This window comes from Bacteroidota bacterium, assembly GCA_016718825.1.
GTDB lineage: Bacteria > Bacteroidota > Bacteroidia > J057 > JADKCL01 > JADKCL01.
In genome coordinates, this window is sequence record JADKCL010000002.1 from 152,120 (window position 1) to 168,516 (window position 16,397).

The following is a 16,397-nucleotide window of genomic DNA, read 5'->3' on the forward strand; positions in this document are numbered from 1 at the left end:
GACTTTATCCAAGTGGTCGACACTGATTGCGGTTGCGGATGAAAGTGTTTTTCAGGCCTTTTCGAATGCGTCTTCCGGCTCTGCGGGGCCCGTGCTGATGTTTTCAACAATGGCCAAAGGGGCATTTTTCCGCCTGCCAAAGAAGATGAAGTACATGATCACGACAAATGCCAGCATGACCAAAAAATCCGCTGCGGCGGCCATGCCTTGCTGTTCCAAAAGCGTTGGGGTTGAAAGGCTCGAACCGGGGTAGGAAACCAGACAAAGCGAGAAAAGGTTATTGCCCGCATGGATGCCGATGCTCAGTTCCAAACCTTCGTCGATCAAGGCAAAAGCGCCCAAAACCAATCCAAAGGTAAAATAATGCGCCATCATCAACACGACGCCGTATTCTTGGACTTCATTGTTCATCCCGTGCAGAAAAGCAAAAATCCCGGAACTCAACAGCAAAGGAAGGTAGGGGGCACGCGGCGCAAGGCGAATCAAGCCATGCATCAATTGCCCGCGAATGGCGATTTCCTCAAATGCACTTTGAATCGGGACCAAAACCATGGCGATCGGCAGGAATACCAGAAAGCGGTTCATATCCACCGTCATTTTCACCGAATCCGGATCAATCAGGTATCCCACCAGCTGGTAAATGCACATCATTCCCATCCAAACGCCCATTCCGGCCATCATCCGGCGCCACCGAAACCGCTTGAATCCTGTGACTACCCAGCGAAATTGCTTTTTCAAAACATAACGTTCCATGATCCAGAGGCCGACCATCCCGACCACGAATTGCATCATGATCAGCACAAAAACCAAGGTCATGTCAATACCCAACAAGCTGAAATTGGTTGGATCCTCGAGGTAGGCAGCTGCTTTGGATGGATCCGTAATTTGAAGTGCCAAAACAGGAACAAGCAACAAACTTCCTCCAAGGACGAGAAAGATGACCCAGGTTGCGAAAATGGCGACGACCTGCAAGGTTGGGTCTTGCTGCCCTTTCCAGGCTCCTGCCAAAAAACGATTGATATTCATTGCGGGCGAAGATACGGTTGATTTTCGTTTTTGAGGATGCCGAATCTAAAGTCCATCACCTGGGTATGGACTTACATATGGTCCACGCGACTCACGGTAAACACACCCGGAACGGTCTTGAGTTTGGTTCCCAAGTTTTCCAACTCCTTGGTATTCCGCACGAATACCTTGAAGACTCCCTCAAACATGCCGTCCATCGAGTCGATGGTAATGCTGCGAATGTTCAGTTTCATTTGCCCGGAAACAACCCGAATCAGGTCGTTCATCATGCCTTGCCGGTCTTCGCCGATGATTTTCACCCCTGCCAACAGGCTGATATCGGCCATCTCCGTCCATTTTGCCTTGATGATATTCTTGCCCCAATTGCTCATCAAAGAAATGGCTTTCGGGCAATTGGGACGGTGAATCACCAATCCTTCCTCGGGCACAAAAAAGGCCAGGATATCGTCTCCCGGCACTGGGTGGCAACATGTCGCGAACTTGTAGTCCCGAATGTCCATGTCTTCGCCAATCAAAAGACTGTCAGACGTCAAGCCCTTGTTTTCAATCAGCCACTCCTCAAATTCTTGCCGGCTTTTGATGTTCTTTTGCGTCGGTTCGAGATCCTCGATCCGAATTTTCCCACCTTGTTCCTTGATCCGAATAAACTCCTGCAACCGGTCCATGTCCAGTTTATGCAAGCCGAGGAGGTAGAAAAATTGACCTTCATTCGGGATTTTGAAGAAGGCGAGGAGTTCCTTGGTGACTTCCTTTTTGTCGAGACTGTAGTTGCGGGCCTTCCACTTGAAGATTTCCCGGCCTTTATCTTCGACCGTCCTTCGCTGCAATTTGAGCGACTCCTTGATCTTGTGTTTGGCCTTCGTGGTATGCGCGTATTGCAACCATTCGTCCTTGGGACTTTGCTTTTTGGAGGTGATGATTTCGACCTGATCGCCGTTGTTGAGGGTATAGCTCAGCGGCACCACCTTGTTGTTGACTTTTGCTCCGATGCAGGTGTCGCCCACGAGGCTATGGATTTCATAGGCAAAGTCAATCACGGTCGAGCCGGCCGGCAACTGCTTCAAATCGCCTTTGGGGGTAAAGACAAACGCCTCGTCAGGAACGAGATTCGTCTTAAACTCCTTGACGACGTCGACTGCATTAAGATTCGGATTTTCAAGCAGTTCACGCACACGTCCAAGCCAGTTCAGGAAGCGCTCGTCATGCATCTGTGTGCCGTCCTTGTACTTCCAATGCGCTGCCATGCCATGTTCGGCGCCATAGTCCATTCTTTCGCTGCGAATCTGAACCTCGATCCAGCGCCCGCGGGGGCCCATGACCGTGACGTGGAGCGATTCGTAGCCGTTGGACTTGGGAATCGTGAGCCAGTCCCGCATCCTTTCCGGATTGGGGCGGTAAAGCTCCGTCACCAAGGAATAGGCTTTCCAGCACTCTGATTTTTCGAGGTCGGCCGGGCTGTCGATGATGATGCGAATGGCAAACAAGTCAAAAACCTCCTCAAACGGAATCTCCTGCTTGACCATCTTCGCATAAATCGAATAGACCGATTTGAAGCGGTGCAGGATCCTGAACTGCATTCCGGAGGCACTCAGCTTTTCGCGGATCGACCGGATGAACTGCAAGATGTAATACCTGCTCTCGCGTTGCACGCGCATCAACTTGGAATTGATCTGCAGGTAAATCGTTGGTTCGGTGTATTTCAGCGCAAGGTCCTCCAACTCGACCTTGACAGCATGCAAACCGAGCCGGTTGGCGAGGGGTGCATAGAGGTAGATCGTTTCGGAGGCGATTTTGAGCTGCCCTTCCTTTTTCATGTACTGCAGCGTGCGCATGTTGTGCAGGCGGTCTGCGAGCTTGATCAGGATCACCCGCACGTCTGCGCTGAGGGTCAGCAGCATTTTCCGGAAGTTCTCTGCCTGTGCCGAGCTTTTATTGTCAAAAACGCCGGAAATCTTGGTGAGCCCGTCAATGATCGTGGCGACTTCGGAGCCAAACTCTTCCTTGATGTCGGAGATTTCGGCAAATGTGTCTTCAACGACGTCGTGCAACAAGGCTGCGATCACGCTTGTGGCGTCCAGGTGCATTTCCTTGGCAGCAATTTTCGCCACGGCAATGGGATGGAGGATATAAGGTTCGCCACTTTTACGCCTTGCGCCCTCATGCGCCTGCAATGCATACTCAAATGCGCGCCTGATCTCGCGACGCTCGGAACGTGATGCCAAATCCTCGCAGGCGCGCATGAGACTGCGATAGGCGCTCAGTATCTCTTGCTTGTCTTTTTCTTGCCGATCTTGCTGACTCGTGGTATCGATCATCTTCTCTTTAGCTCCAAATCCTACGTTCGCAAGGTATCAAAAAATGCCACTTTTTGCAAGCCAAAGCCGATTTAGAAAAGTCTTGGATGCGAAATCCCTGACCGCTGCTGACAACCACCCATGAAGATCGAGTGGTGTTCCTATTCGAATGAACTTGCGTATTCACAAAGGTAATCACCGACACAAATCACTTATTTAGATAATTGTAAATCAGTGAAATAGACTTGAATATTGTCGGTAACAAAAATTTAATATCCGGTTAATAAGTTGTAAATGTTACCTTTGTGAAAATTCTAGAAAATGACCGAAGACGCACTTCAACACATCGCCAAAGCCAAACGGAAAAAGTCTAACTGGCTCGATCTCACCGACTGCGGCATTGCAGACAGCCTTCCTGAAGAGGTTGCAGAAATGGTTTGGCTTGAGGAATTGAACCTGAGTCAGAACCCCTTGACGGCAGCGGTTTTGGAGGCGGTTTCCAAGTTGCCGAAGCTCCGCCGACTTGCTTTGCTGGGTTGCCCCGTCGTCGATTTGACGCCGCTATCTGGCATGACGAAGCTGCGTTTTTTGGACCTTTCCGATACCAAAGTGACTGATTTGGGACCTTTGGGCGGCATGCGCAAGCTCAAAGAACTACGCCTCCGTAATTTGGAAATCGCAGACCTGAGTCCCCTGATCACATTGGGCAACCTTCGGTTTTTGGATCTTGAAGGCAGCAAATGTCAAGATTTGAGTCCTTTGGCTGCCTTGGCTGATTTGCGATTCCTGAATCTTGAAGGCACAAACACCACCGACCTCACTTTGGTGAGTGAATTCTCCACACTCCGCTACCTTAATTTGAGCGGGGCTGCAATTGCCGATATTTCTCCCATCATTGCGCTTTCCAAGCTCAAGCACCTGGATTTGAGTCATATCCCGGCCACAGATTTCAGCCCGTTGTCGCACTTGAAAAAGTTGACCGATCTTTGGCTTGCCGGTACCGGCGTAACGGATTTGCTTCCACTTGCAACGCTTTCAAAGCTTGAGACGCTTGACATCAGCGAAACGAAAGTAAGTGACCTGTCGCCGCTTTCCAATTTGGGCAGTTTGTCTTATCTCGACCTCACAGCGACTTTGGTCGCAGATTTGACGCCCCTCAAAAAACTGAAGCGCCTCGATGATCTGCTGATCGGGCTTTCTGCGGTCACCGACCTCAGCCCGATGCAAAAGCAAATCAAAAAAGGCCTGGAAATGGTGGTATTCGATTGCAAGCTGGAAAATCCGCCACAAGAAATTGCTGAGCAGGGAAGAAAGGCGATTTTGAAATATTGGAAGGAAAACAACTAATCCCTTCAAGATTGTCTGCACTTGCATGGAGTCTTGAACTTAGGGGAATGTTGCGTTTGCCAAGATTTTTCTAGAGGGAAGGCAAGTAATTCGCAAAATTACCGTACTTTTGCCCTTCCATTTTGGATGCGTTCATTTTCATGCGGGTATGGCGAAATTGGTAGACGTGTCAGATTTAGGATCTGATGCCGCAAGGCGTGGGGGTTCGAGTCCCTCTACCCGTACATTTATTATCCATCTTAATTCTAGATAGTCTTGGAAATCAAGCAAGAAAATACCGGCCATCTCACTGGTCGCCTCACCGTGGTGATCACTCCTGAAGATTACCGCGAGCCTGTCAACACCGTTTTGAAGGATTATGCCAAGAAGGCCCAGATCAAGGGCTTTCGTAAAGGAATGGTTCCGACAAGCGTCGTGCGCAAGATGTTTGGCAAAGGGGTCATTTTTGAGGAATTGAACAAGCTCGTGAGCAATGCGCTCAACGAATATGTCAATCAAGGCCATCTCTCACTTGTGGGAGAGCCCATTCCAGTCTCCAAAGACATCGACCTTGATCCCGAGAAGGAGCTTTCCTACGAATTGGATTTTGAAATCGGAATGGCGTCACCCTTCGAGATCAACTATTCAGGATTGGCAAGCAGTCCTATTTATAAGGTTGTTGCAGACGACACACTGATCGACAGAGAGATCGAAGGCATGCGTACGCAGCATGGCGAGATGTCCAATCCGGATGAGAGCCAAGTGGGCGATACCCTTTTTGGCAAGCTTTGGGAAGTTGATGCCAATGGCAACACCGTTGAAGGTGGTTTGGAGCGTATGTTTGCGATGAACCCGGAACGCGTTGTCAGCGAAGCCCTCAAAGCAGAAATGGGCAATGGCAAAAAAGCCGATGACCGCATCGCAGTCAAAATGTCCGACCTTTTTGACAATGACGGCGAAATCCGCAATCTCTGGGAGAAAAACGTTCAAGGCGAAGACGTCCGTGAATTGACAGATGCCGAGCTTGCCGAAATCAAAGAAAAATCATTCAGCTTCGAAGTGCGCAAAATCAATCGCAGCGAGAAGTTGGAGGTGAACCAAGAATTGTTTGACAAGGTTCTTGGCGCAGATCAAGTGAGTTCGCTGAGCGACTTCCGTGATAAAGTCGCGAGCGACATCGAGGGGCACCTGAATACCCAGGCTGCGAAATTGTACCGTTCCTTGGCGATTCGTGCGATCATCGATGCAACTGAAATTGAACTTCCACATGAGTTCATGCGCAAATGGTTGATCGCAACACGCGAGCAAATCAACGAAAGCAACATTGACGCATTGTACGATACATTCTTGCGTTCCTACAAATGGCGCTTGATTGTCGAGCGCATGCAAGAAGAAAACGAGCAGGTCAAAGTTTCCCAAGAAAATGTAATCGACCGTGCCCGCGCAATGGTGCGTAGCCAATTCGGTTCCATGATCGGCGAAGATGAATCCCGTCTCGAGAGCTTCGTGCAATACTATATTCAGGACGAAAAGATGGTGCAGCGTCTGTTTGATGAGGAATTGGAAGACCGTGTCTTCTTCCACATCAATGCGCTCAATCCTCCTAAGGAAGAGGAAGCCACAGGCACCCAATTTATCGACATCTTGAAAAAGGAAAATTCAGCGGCCCGCTAAGGAGCTGCGCGAAAACGGGTTTATTCCCGCGTTTTCCTATTTGACTGCGAATACCAACTTGGAAAACCAAGTGACGTATTCGCAGTCTTTTTTTGTGGAATTCTGTGCCAGACACGAACATCATCTTGCGGGTATCCATTCTCTGTCGAGACTTATTTTGGCTGATGGAGAGGCATGGAAATGCGCCAAATTTTTGCTAACTTGGATATGTTTTCTCAAGGTCCTCCAAGTTTTATGAATAGATTCCTGCGCATTTGCTCTGTATTGACAATTTTCTTTGGGTTGCCCGCGGTATTGTTGGCCACAGATGCTTTCGGATCAGGCGGTCTCAGATTCACGGAAAACCTTGGGCAATGGATTGATACTGATGGAAATCCGAGGAATCAAGACATTTTTTTCAAAGGACAAGTGGGCGGATCGGATATCTATCTGACCCGCAGTGGGATCAGCTTTGTCATCGTCTCGTTGGACGTCGAAGAGCGTGAATTTGACGATATGGAAGGTGAGGCTGCTGAGAAGATGCGCTTTGCGAATGCCAATCAAATTTCGGAACGCATCGACATGAACCTTGAAGGAATCTCCCCGCATTTTTCGATTCGTCGTGGTGAGGCATTGCCGTCGGTAGACAACTACTATTTCGGGCACTGTCCTGAGGGAATTGTCAATGTGCGCAGTTATTCGGAGATCGTTTATGAGAATGTTTTCCCGGGGATTGACTGGCACTTCGCCGTGAAGGATGGGCAACTGAAGACGGAATTCCATGTGGCCCCCGGAGCCGATCCCAGTCAGATTCGATTTTCATTTGCCGGTGCTCAGGGATTCAACATTCTACCTGACGGTAGTTTTGACCTTTTGGGAGTTACCGGCCATGTCGTGGATGATCAGCCGGTTGCATTTCAGGAAGAGGAAAACGTCGAAGTGAATTACAATCTCATTTCCAATTCGCTGCAATTCACTTTGGGAGCCTATGATCCAACTAAAACTTTGATCATTGACCCTTACACCCGTGTTTATGCCACCTATTTCGGAGGAAGTGGGAGTGAATGGTACCTTGGACACGTGACAACGACTGATTTAAGTGGCAATATTTACCTTGCCGGACATACAAACAGCGCCAATTTCCCCGCTACGCCCGGCGTTTTTCAAACTGCCAATGCAGGTGGAAATGATGGCTTTGTGGCCAAATTCAGCAATGTCGGTGCACGACTTTGGGCCACTTACTACGGCGGTTCCGGAAGTGAAGGTGGCATCGCATTCAAAGCCGGCCTTGCGGTGGATCCAACCGGCAATGTTTGGTTTTCGACTGTGACCGCAAGCGCTAATTTTCCGGTAACTGCCGGATGTTTTCAATCCGTAAGTGGTGGATCGACCGACGCGACACTCGTTGAACTTACGAATGCCGGGATTCGGATGTACGCCACCTACTACGGCGGATCTGGCACGGAAAGCCCTAGTATTTCGCGCTGGGGAGCCAATTCTGCGCCGGCCATCGCAAGTGATATCAACGGCAACATTTTCATGACCGGCCTGACCCAAAGCGCCAATCTTCCGGTTACGGCAGGTTGTTTTCAGGCGACCAATGCGGGTGGCACGGACGCCTATTTAGTCAAGTGGAGCAATGCAGGTGCAAGACTCTATGCCACTTACTATGGCGGTACAGGAAACGAAGAAAGCGCTGCGGTAGGAATCGCCGTGGACAATAGCGGAAATGCTTGGATGACAGGATGCACGGGCAGTACCAATTTTCCAGTAACCGCTGGCTGTTTCCAGTCCGCCAACGCCGGGTCATTTGATCAATACCTTGTGAAGTGGAACAATGCCTGCGTCAGGCAATATGCTACCTACTATGGTGGGAGCAGTGACGAGGGCATCCTTTGCGATGTCGATGTTTCCGCATCAGGCGAGGTTTGGATGGGTGTTTTTGTGCAGAGCAATAATTTTCCTGTCACTCCCGGAGCAAGTCAAACAGCAAGCGCCGGTGGATGGGAATTTGGTGTTGTGAAATTTAACAATGCGGGGGCCCGCATGTACGCGAGCTACTATGGCTCTGCCGATCAGGAGGAGCCTTGGGACATCAGCGTCGACAAGATCAATGGCAATGTTTGTTTGAGCGGAGCTGCTTGGGGGGCCAATTTTCCGACTTTGGGTTCGCCGTATCAACCCAACAGCGCAGGTAGCCAAGAAGGGGCAATCGTCGTACTGAACTCCTTGGGAACGCCCATTTACGTCACGTACTATGGCGGAAACGGACATGATGAGGTCTTTGGCACTGCTTTCGATGTTTTTCAAAACCTCTGGGCAGCCGGCATGGCAGCCAATGGGACTTTTCCCGTGACCCCGGGAGCCTTTCAAACCACGATTGGCGGAGGGGCGGATCCCTTTCTGGTGAAATTCACGCCACCGATCGTCTTGGACGAAAGCAAAATTGACTTGCGCATCGACGATGTCGCCGATCAGACCGTTCACCTTTCATGGAGCTGCCAAATGGATCCCGAAGTGGAAACCTACATCTTGGAACGTGACTTGGGAGGCCGCTGGGAAACTGTTTCCACGATTTCTGCCTCCGGGAAGGAAAACTATCGTTACACTGATGAAGTTCCGATGCAAGGAATGGTGCAATACCGAGTCAAGTTGCAGCTGAAGGATGGTGGAAACGCCTACAGTGAAATGGTAAGGGTTACCACAAAAATCACGGAAGACAGGCTGATTGCCGCATGGCCGGTTCCCGCACGCGTCGGAGAAGACATTCATCTTTCCTGGCAAATGAAGGAAGAGGGAACGGTAAACGTGACCGTAACGAATTTGGAAGGCAAGCTGATCTATTCAAAAGTGGAGCAACTTTCTGCAGGTCGTTCTAGATTTGATTTCCCTACGAATGGATGGGCTGTGGGTGCTTACCTATTGTCCATCAAATCCACCAACGGCACAGCAGTTGCCAAGATCACGCTCGAATAAGTTTGGCGATTGCGCACCGGATGCCTTTCTAATTCTATCCTCGGAAAACAAAACTGCGATCCGCATGTTTATTTCCTTCAAGCCGGTGGAGCGAGAGGGTATATTCCTTTGCGAGATGCGCGAGTTCACGTTTTGCATTCACGATTTTATACCTAATTTTGATCGTTCGGGCCGAGGTCAGAAACAAAATGAAAATGGATCAAAACGAATTTTTGAAATATGCCGTGGGGCACCGCGGAATCAGCAGCAACACAATGCATCGCTATTCCAATGCCGTTTCCAACCGTTTTTTTGGGATGACTCCCAACATCATTGAGGAGCGGCAGCTCAATATTGCCAAGATGGACGTGTTTTCCCGTTTGATGATGGACCGCATCATCTTCATGGGCATGGCCATCGACGACGAAGTTGCCAATATCATCGTTGCGCAACTGCTGTTCCTGGACAGCACCAACAAAACGAGCGACATTTCGATTTATGTCAATTCGCCAGGCGGTTCTGTTTACGACGGCATGGCCATCTATGACACCATGCAAATCGTGCAGCCGGATGTCGCCACCATCTGTACCGGAATGGCCGCTTCGATGGGAGCCGTATTGCTTTGCGCGGGCGCAAAAGGCAAGCGCACCGGTCTTCCACATTCGCGCGTTATGATTCACCAACCCTTGGGCGGTGCCCGTGGGCAAGCAAGTGACATCGCGATCGTGAACACTGAAATGCAGAAGATCAAATCAGAACTGTATGACATCATCGCCCGGCATTCCGGCCAACCATTTGAAAAGGTCGAGAAGGACTCTGACCGCGATTATTGGATGATCGCAACCGAGGCCAAAGCATACGGTTTGATCGACGAAGTGCTTGTCAAACCATAATACAGGCCATTTTTCTAATTTTTTGACTGTTATTGACTCAATAAGATATGTACCAAAGTGAATTTGAAAGTTACGCGGTGAAGCACAGGGGCATCAGCAGCATGACCTTGCACCGTTTCACCAGCGAAGTCAACCGCTCGGTCTACGCGATGACCCCCAACATTATCGAAGAGCGTCAGTTGAACGTGATCGGTATGGACGTGTTTTCGCGCTTGATGATGGACCGCATCATCTTTATGGGCACGGGCATCGACAGCTATGTTGCCAATATCATCGTGGCTCAATTGCTGTTCTTGAACAGTACTGACCGCAAATCGGATATCAGTATCTACGTGAATTCGCCTGGCGGATCGGTTTATGACGGACTTGCCATCTACGATACGATGCAATACGTTGATCCAGACGTGAGTACGATCTGTACCGGTATGGCAGCTTCCATGGGAGCTGTGTTGTTGTGTGCGGGCGCTGCCGGCAAGCGCACCGCGCTTCCGCACGCACGCGTGATGATTCACCAGCCCTTGGGTGGTGCACAGGGTCAGGCCAGCGATATCGCCATCGTGCATGAGCAGATTCAAAAAATCAAGCAAGAGCTCTATCACATTATTTCCAAGCACAGCGGCCAATCCATGGAAAAGGTTGAAAAGGACTCTGACCGTGACTATTGGATGATTGCAGAAGAAGCACGTGCATACGGTCTGATAGACGACGTTCTCAAGCGCTAATACCTTTTTTTTGGAATTCATTTCTCATGGCTGAAAAGAAACAACAGTCTTCATGTTCCTTCTGTGGAAGGTCCAAAAAGGACGTCGATGTATTGCTTGCCGGGTACGGTGGGTCTCATATTTGTAATTATTGTGTCGATCAGGCGCATCAGATCATCAAGGAGGAGTTTCGCAAGAAAGCACCTGCCAAAATGCTCAGTGTGCTGAAGCCGAGCGAAATTAAAAGTCACTTGGATGACTATGTCATCGGCCAAGACGACGCCAAGCGCGTCATCTCGGTTGCTGTCTACAACCACTTCAAACGCATCAACGCAAAAGGGCAAACCGACGACGTCGAACTGGAAAAGAGCAATATCCTGCTTTTAGGTCCGACCGGAACCGGAAAAACCTTGCTCGCACGCACGATCGCTAAAGTGCTCAATGTTCCGTTTTGCATTGCCGATGCGACGGTGCTCACGGAAGCAGGCTATGTTGGGGAAGACGTTGAAAGTGTGCTCGTCAGGCTCCTGCAGGCAGCTGAATATGACGTTGAGGCCGCGCAACGCGGTATCGTGTACATCGACGAACTCGACAAGATTGCCAGGAAAAGTGACAATCCGTCGATTACGCGCGATGTGAGTGGCGAAGGCGTGCAACAGGCACTCTTGAAATTGCTCGAAGGCACCGTGGCCAACGTGCCACCCAAGGGGGGCCGCAAGCACCCCGAACAAAGCATGGTGCAAATCGATACCAGTAATATCCTCTTCATTTGTGGAGGTGCATTCGACGGACTGGACAAAATCATCAAAAGCCGGTTGTCAGTGCAGCGGGTTGGATTCAAAGCAGGGGAGAAGGCACATACATATGACGAAACCCATATTTTCCAATACGCTCAGCCTGCCGACTTGCGTCGTTTTGGCCTGATTCCGGAAATCATCGGTCGTTTGCCCGTTCTCACGAGCATGAAACACCTCGACAAGGCAGCTCTGAAGCGCATCCTGACAGAGCCCAAAAATGCATTGGTGCGCCAATACCAAAAACTGTTTGAACTCGAAGGCAAAGAGTTGGAAGTTGATGACTCAGCAGTGGATTACATTGTTGACTTGGCCGATCAATTGGCGCTCGGTGCGCGTGGATTGCGTTCCATCATGGAAACCATCATGTTGGATGCGATGTACGACCTTCCTGACAGCAAGCAGAAGAAATTCGTGGTTGATGCGGAGTTTGCCAGAGAGCAGTTTTCCCGCCTTGACACCGTTAATTTGAAACTCGCGAGCTAATTACCCCAACGGGAACGTTAAAAACTGTCGCAGATACTGCCGATGGACGTGCAAACGCATATCCATGGCAGCAGCTGCGACAGTTTGCTTTTTATTTCCTTGGTCTAGTGGAAATCCATTGTTCAAATCGGCCAACCAATCTGGTTGTTCGTCTGAATTATTACCCGTCTTGCCAGAATGGAATGTGGATAAGCTGTGAACAATCGTCCGATTCGGAGTAATTTTGTGTTTCTGCATTTAGTGGAGGATTTATGGAATCTGAAACATGGATGCACCTGTGGACGTAGTGACCAAGTAGGTACGCTAGAAGGTTCACCTAAAAGATTGAGTTATGCATGAATTGATGGACAGGTTGGAAGTGATCGAGCGCAAAGACAAGCTCGTGGGCATCGTTTCTTCCTCGTTATTGGCACTCGTCTTGTTTATCGTCCTGTTGTTTTGGTTTGCAAACCAGAATTTGAGAATGGGAATCGAAGAACCCGAATGGAAAACCATCGGCTTGATCGGCCCCGGCGGAATGGACTACGGCACAGATGATCTCGGCAGCGGCGAAGTGAACAACTTCTTTGCGCCTTCCGAGAATCCTGCCGATCGTCCTCCGACCCCAAACAGCAGCAGCAATTCCAACGAATCGTCTTCCGCTGCAACCAATGCAGGTGCAAGCACGCCTGCGGCAACCGGTGTCATCACCGGCAATGAAGAAACGGGCGTGACTGCAAATTCAGGACAAAAAGAAAACCCTACACCAACCAAGCCGGACCCAAAGGCAACCGGAACCGGAAACGGCACCAACAATAACGGCACCAACAACAATGCCGGCGGATCGAACGACGGAAATACAAATACGGTTGGCAATCACGGAGATCCACGTTCAACCGTGCTTAATCCTGATGGCAAGTTCGCCTGGGGCTTTGGCATTGGCGGCTCGGGTGGACGAATGCCCATCAAAACCGAATTGACCGGCTACAATGTTCAACTCGAAGAGAAAATCAGGTTTGAAATCACCATTGATCCCTCTGGCGACGTGATTTTTGTGCGTGCTCCGTTTGCCATCAACCAGGAATTGGTGGCGATCGGCAAGGAAAACATCAAAAAATGGAAGTTTTCCGAAACTGATCCGAGTGCAGGTAACCTGAAAACAACGGTCACGATTTCCTTCCGTCTGAAGTAAACGCTTCGTTCACACGTGAACTATCCTGAAGCAGTAGAATATTTATACGCCCGGCTCCCGATGTTTCACCGCATCGGGGCCGCTGCATATAAAGGTAGCCTGGACAATATCGTCGCCCTTTGTGCAGCCTTGGGTTCGCCGGAAAAGGGGCTAAAATACGTCCATATTGCAGGCACGAACGGCAAAGGCTCCGTTTCCTCGATGGTCGCGTCCATCTTGATGGAGGCGGGTTACAAGGTCGGATTGCATACTTCGCCGCACCTGCGTTCGTTTACCGAGCGCATTCGGGTGAATGGCAAGGAGATTCCCGAAGCAGCTGTAGCAGCATTTGTCACAGCAAACCAAGATCTAGTCGCCCGTATCGAGCCGAGTTTCTTCGAATTGAGCACGGCGATGGCATTCCAATACTTCAAGGAGGAGAATGTCGATATCGCCGTGATCGAGGTTGGCATGGGCGGAAGATTGGATTCTACGAATGTCATTTTGCCTGAATTGGCCGTTGTCACGAGTATTTCGCTTGACCATACGCAGTTTTTGGGAGACACCTTGGCGGCCATTGCCGGCGAAAAAGCTGGAATTTTGAAACATGGCATTCCGCTGATTATCGGGGAAGACCATCCAGAAACGCGACCCGTATTTGAGGCAAAGACGAGGGAAATGAATAGCCCCATCGAATTTGTGGGTGAGCGGTATCAAGCCATTCGTATTAGTGGTGATCTGCAAACGCAGCATTTCCAAATCAAGGTCGATGGCCAAATTTTGTGGGAAGACATCGAATGCGACCTTGCCGGCCACTACCAACGTTGGAATGTTCCGACCGCGATTTGTGTGGCCGACCACCTGGAACGCTTGGGTTGGGAAATCTCCCATTCAGCTATGATAGAGGGAATTAGGAAGGCAAGCTTCAACAGTGGCTTGAAGGGTAGAATGTCCGTTTTGCAAACGAATCCGACCGTCGTTGCCGACATCGCGCACAACGAAGCAGGTATTCGGGAGGTTTTGGCTCAACTGGAATCGGCACCAAAAGGCCAATTGCATATCGTTTGGGGGATGGTAGCCGACAAAGATGTCCCCAAGGCTTTGTCTTTGTTGCCCAAGGATGCGCATTACTATTTCGTAAAGCCCAACCTTCCGCGCGGACTCGCGCTCGATCAGTTACAGGCAGCCGCGCAGGAGGCAGGGCTGAACGGAAAAACCTGGCCTTCGGTTGCGGAAGGTTATCAAGCAGCCTTGGCATCGGCATCCGCAGAAGATCTCATCTATGTCGGTGGGAGCACGTTTGTGGTGGCCGAAGTGATTTGATTTGCCTATCTTGAGCCTCCAAATCGAGAATCCCATTGGAGATCAACGGAAAAATTGCAATTGTAACGGGAGCTTCCCGCGGAATCGGAGCTGCGACAGCCAAAGCCTTGGCAGCCAAGGGCGCGCAAGTATTGCTGTTGGCAAGATCAAAAACCGAATTGGAGGCGCTTGCTGCCGAAATTACACATTCGGGAGGGCAAGCCGAGGTGTACGCAGTAGATTTGAGTGACATCCAACAGATCGAAACTTGCTTCAACCAATTGTTCGCCAAGCACGGAAGGGTGGACATCCTCGTGAACAATGCCGGCTTGGGCAGGTGGCTATTCACAGAGGAAACCCCGGGCGAAGAAGCCGAAATGATGCTCAAATTGCCATTTTTGGCCGCTTTTCACATGACGCGCTTGGTGCTTCCGGACATGCTCAAGCGCAAGGCCGGTCATATTGTCAATGTCAATTCGCCCGCATCCGTCCTCGTTTGGGGCGGCGCCGCAGCTTATGCCTCTTCCCGTTGGGCTTTGAGAGGATTCTCAGAGGCGCTCAAGATTGATCTTCATGGCTCAGGTGTCGGAATCTCCAATGTCGTCTTGGGCGAAGTGGAAAGCAATTATTGGGAGGCCAACCCCGGTGCCCGCGAGCGCCTTCCCGCAATTGCCAAAATGATCCCGCGGCTCACCACGGAAAAAGCAGCCCATTATATCCTCAAGGCCATTCGCAGCGAAAGAAAGGAATTGACAGCACCCTTCATGCTGTGGCTCTTTCGGCGAATGCTATGGCTCACGCCAGGCATCACCAAATGGGTGGTGCGGGTTACGAGTTTTAGACGGACGTAGCGGGCAGGCAACGAAAAAGCTCTACGTGGAAAACTGTGTCAAGGTATTTCTGCCACCTCATTAACCGGCAATGCGACCGCCTTGGCCAAAAAAAACGGGCGCCCAGAAATGTATCTGGACGCCCATGAATTGAATTGCATGCATTCGAATCTCAGTCCTGCAGCAGCAATTTGTGATAAATTCGGTCTCCTGAGCGCGTTTCCAAGACACAGAAGTACACCCGCAGCCAGGCAGGCTTGACTGTGTACTACGCCCCCTTCAGCATTTCCTTCAAAAAGGCTTGCGATCTCCACGCCGGTAAGGCTGAAGAGCTTCAGACTCACGCTTTGCGTCGTCGGCACGCTGAACTCCAGCGTCGTGGCGGCTTGGAATGGATTGGGATAAGCGGCCAAGTGAATGGTTTGAATGGCTGACTCTGGCTGTGAAGCCTCCGCCATTCTGAGATGGCCAGCAGGGCAAGCATCTCCATTTCCGTCCAAATATGCCGTGACATCAAAATAGCCATGCCTTTGACGACTTCAAGGGTGTTGCAGGTCGTTTCGATGGGTGTCGCCCACGCTGCCGACGATTTCCACAAAGATCTTGAAGACATTGTTCAAGGGAAATCAACGCTTGGTTGGTGGTACGCCCTGAAGTAGCAGCGGGGGTGAGGTCCTCCAATGCGCACCAATACGGGGCTCCACACAAGTGAGCGAGAGGCTCGTGATGTTGCCACTGCAAGGGCATGGCACCGGTGCATCTTCATTGCAGGTGAGGCCATTGACATCGGTCCAAGTGACCAGCACCAGTTCTGCATAGTCCTGCGGAATTACAATATTTCCCATGCCAGCATCAAATTGCAGTGCTGACCCATTGTCGACGACGGCGTAAATCTGGTTGGGGAAGGTGTTGCCTGGCAAGCCATTTGCAGAGATGCACACCGTGCTGCCCGCAACGACGTTGCTGTACGTGGTAATCAATTGCGTC

The 16,397-nt window shown here is 50.4% G+C and carries 13 protein-coding genes and 1 tRNA gene; 10 read left to right on the top strand and 4 right to left on the bottom strand.

Annotated elements, in window-relative coordinates; genetic code table 11:
- Positions 1-51: 51 nt before the first annotated feature.
- On the bottom strand, positions 52-1,026 hold the full coding sequence (locus IPN95_02715; GenBank protein MBK9448328.1) for a CPBP family intramembrane metalloprotease: 975 nt from the start codon (positions 1,024-1,026) through the stop codon (positions 52-54).
- Positions 1,027-1,097: 71 nt separating this feature from the next.
- The gene (locus IPN95_02720) at positions 1,098-3,341 is read right to left on the bottom strand and encodes a bifunctional (p)ppGpp synthetase/guanosine-3',5'-bis(diphosphate) 3'-pyrophosphohydrolase (protein ID MBK9448329.1); all 2,244 of its coding nucleotides are present in this window, start codon (positions 3,339-3,341) and stop codon (positions 1,098-1,100) included.
- 300 nt (positions 3,342-3,641) lie between these two features.
- Here IPN95_02720 and IPN95_02725 point away from each other — a divergent pair, with 300 nt between their 5' ends.
- The 10 genes from IPN95_02725 (at position 3,642) to IPN95_02770 (ending at position 15,431) form a co-directional block, all read left to right on the top strand.
- Positions 3,642-4,667, top strand: a complete 1,026-nt coding sequence (locus IPN95_02725) for a leucine-rich repeat domain-containing protein (protein ID MBK9448330.1) — start codon at positions 3,642-3,644, stop codon at positions 4,665-4,667.
- A 142-nt stretch (positions 4,668-4,809) separates the two neighbouring features.
- A tRNA-Leu gene (locus IPN95_02730) sits at positions 4,810-4,891 on the top strand.
- A gap of 31 nt (positions 4,892-4,922) precedes the next feature.
- A complete protein-coding gene (locus tag IPN95_02735) occupies positions 4,923-6,320 on the top strand; it encodes a hypothetical protein (GenBank protein ID MBK9448331.1) in 1,398 nt (465 codons plus the stop codon).
- Positions 6,321-6,554: 234 nt separating this feature from the next.
- Positions 6,555-9,275, top strand: coding sequence for an SBBP repeat-containing protein (locus IPN95_02740; GenBank protein MBK9448332.1), 2,721 nt, complete (start codon positions 6,555-6,557; stop codon positions 9,273-9,275).
- Between the two features lie 194 nt (positions 9,276-9,469).
- Positions 9,470-10,147, top strand: a complete 678-nt coding sequence (locus tag IPN95_02745) for an ATP-dependent Clp protease proteolytic subunit (protein ID MBK9448333.1) — start codon at positions 9,470-9,472, stop codon at positions 10,145-10,147.
- Positions 10,148-10,194: 47 nt separating this feature from the next.
- Positions 10,195-10,869 (top strand): ATP-dependent Clp protease proteolytic subunit, encoded by a 675-nt coding sequence (locus IPN95_02750; protein ID MBK9448334.1) that lies wholly within the window; start codon positions 10,195-10,197, stop codon positions 10,867-10,869.
- Between the two features lie 26 nt (positions 10,870-10,895).
- The gene (clpX, locus tag IPN95_02755; GenBank protein MBK9448335.1) at positions 10,896-12,128 is read left to right on the top strand and encodes an ATP-dependent Clp protease ATP-binding subunit ClpX; all 1,233 of its coding nucleotides are present in this window, start codon (positions 10,896-10,898) and stop codon (positions 12,126-12,128) included.
- Positions 12,129-12,459: 331 nt separating this feature from the next.
- A complete protein-coding gene (locus tag IPN95_02760; protein ID MBK9448336.1) occupies positions 12,460-13,299 on the top strand; it encodes a hypothetical protein in 840 nt (279 codons plus the stop codon).
- Between the two features lie 60 nt (positions 13,300-13,359).
- On the top strand, positions 13,360-14,601 hold the full coding sequence (locus tag IPN95_02765; GenBank protein MBK9448337.1) for a bifunctional folylpolyglutamate synthase/dihydrofolate synthase: 1,242 nt from the start codon (positions 13,360-13,362) through the stop codon (positions 14,599-14,601).
- Positions 14,602-14,636: 35 nt separating this feature from the next.
- Complete coding sequence (locus IPN95_02770; GenBank protein MBK9448338.1) at positions 14,637-15,431, top strand: SDR family NAD(P)-dependent oxidoreductase; 795 nt, start codon at positions 14,637-14,639, stop codon at positions 15,429-15,431.
- Between the two features lie 38 nt (positions 15,432-15,469).
- Here IPN95_02770 and IPN95_02775 read toward each other — a convergent pair whose 3' ends face one another.
- Together IPN95_02775 and IPN95_02780 are read right to left on the bottom strand one after the other, a co-directional pair.
- Positions 15,470-15,823 (bottom strand): T9SS type A sorting domain-containing protein, encoded by a 354-nt coding sequence (locus IPN95_02775; GenBank protein ID MBK9448339.1) that lies wholly within the window; start codon positions 15,821-15,823, stop codon positions 15,470-15,472.
- A 213-nt stretch (positions 15,824-16,036) separates the two neighbouring features.
- On the bottom strand, positions 16,037-16,390 hold the full coding sequence (locus IPN95_02780; protein ID MBK9448340.1) for a hypothetical protein: 354 nt from the start codon (positions 16,388-16,390) through the stop codon (positions 16,037-16,039).
- Positions 16,391-16,397: the final 7 nt, after the last annotated feature.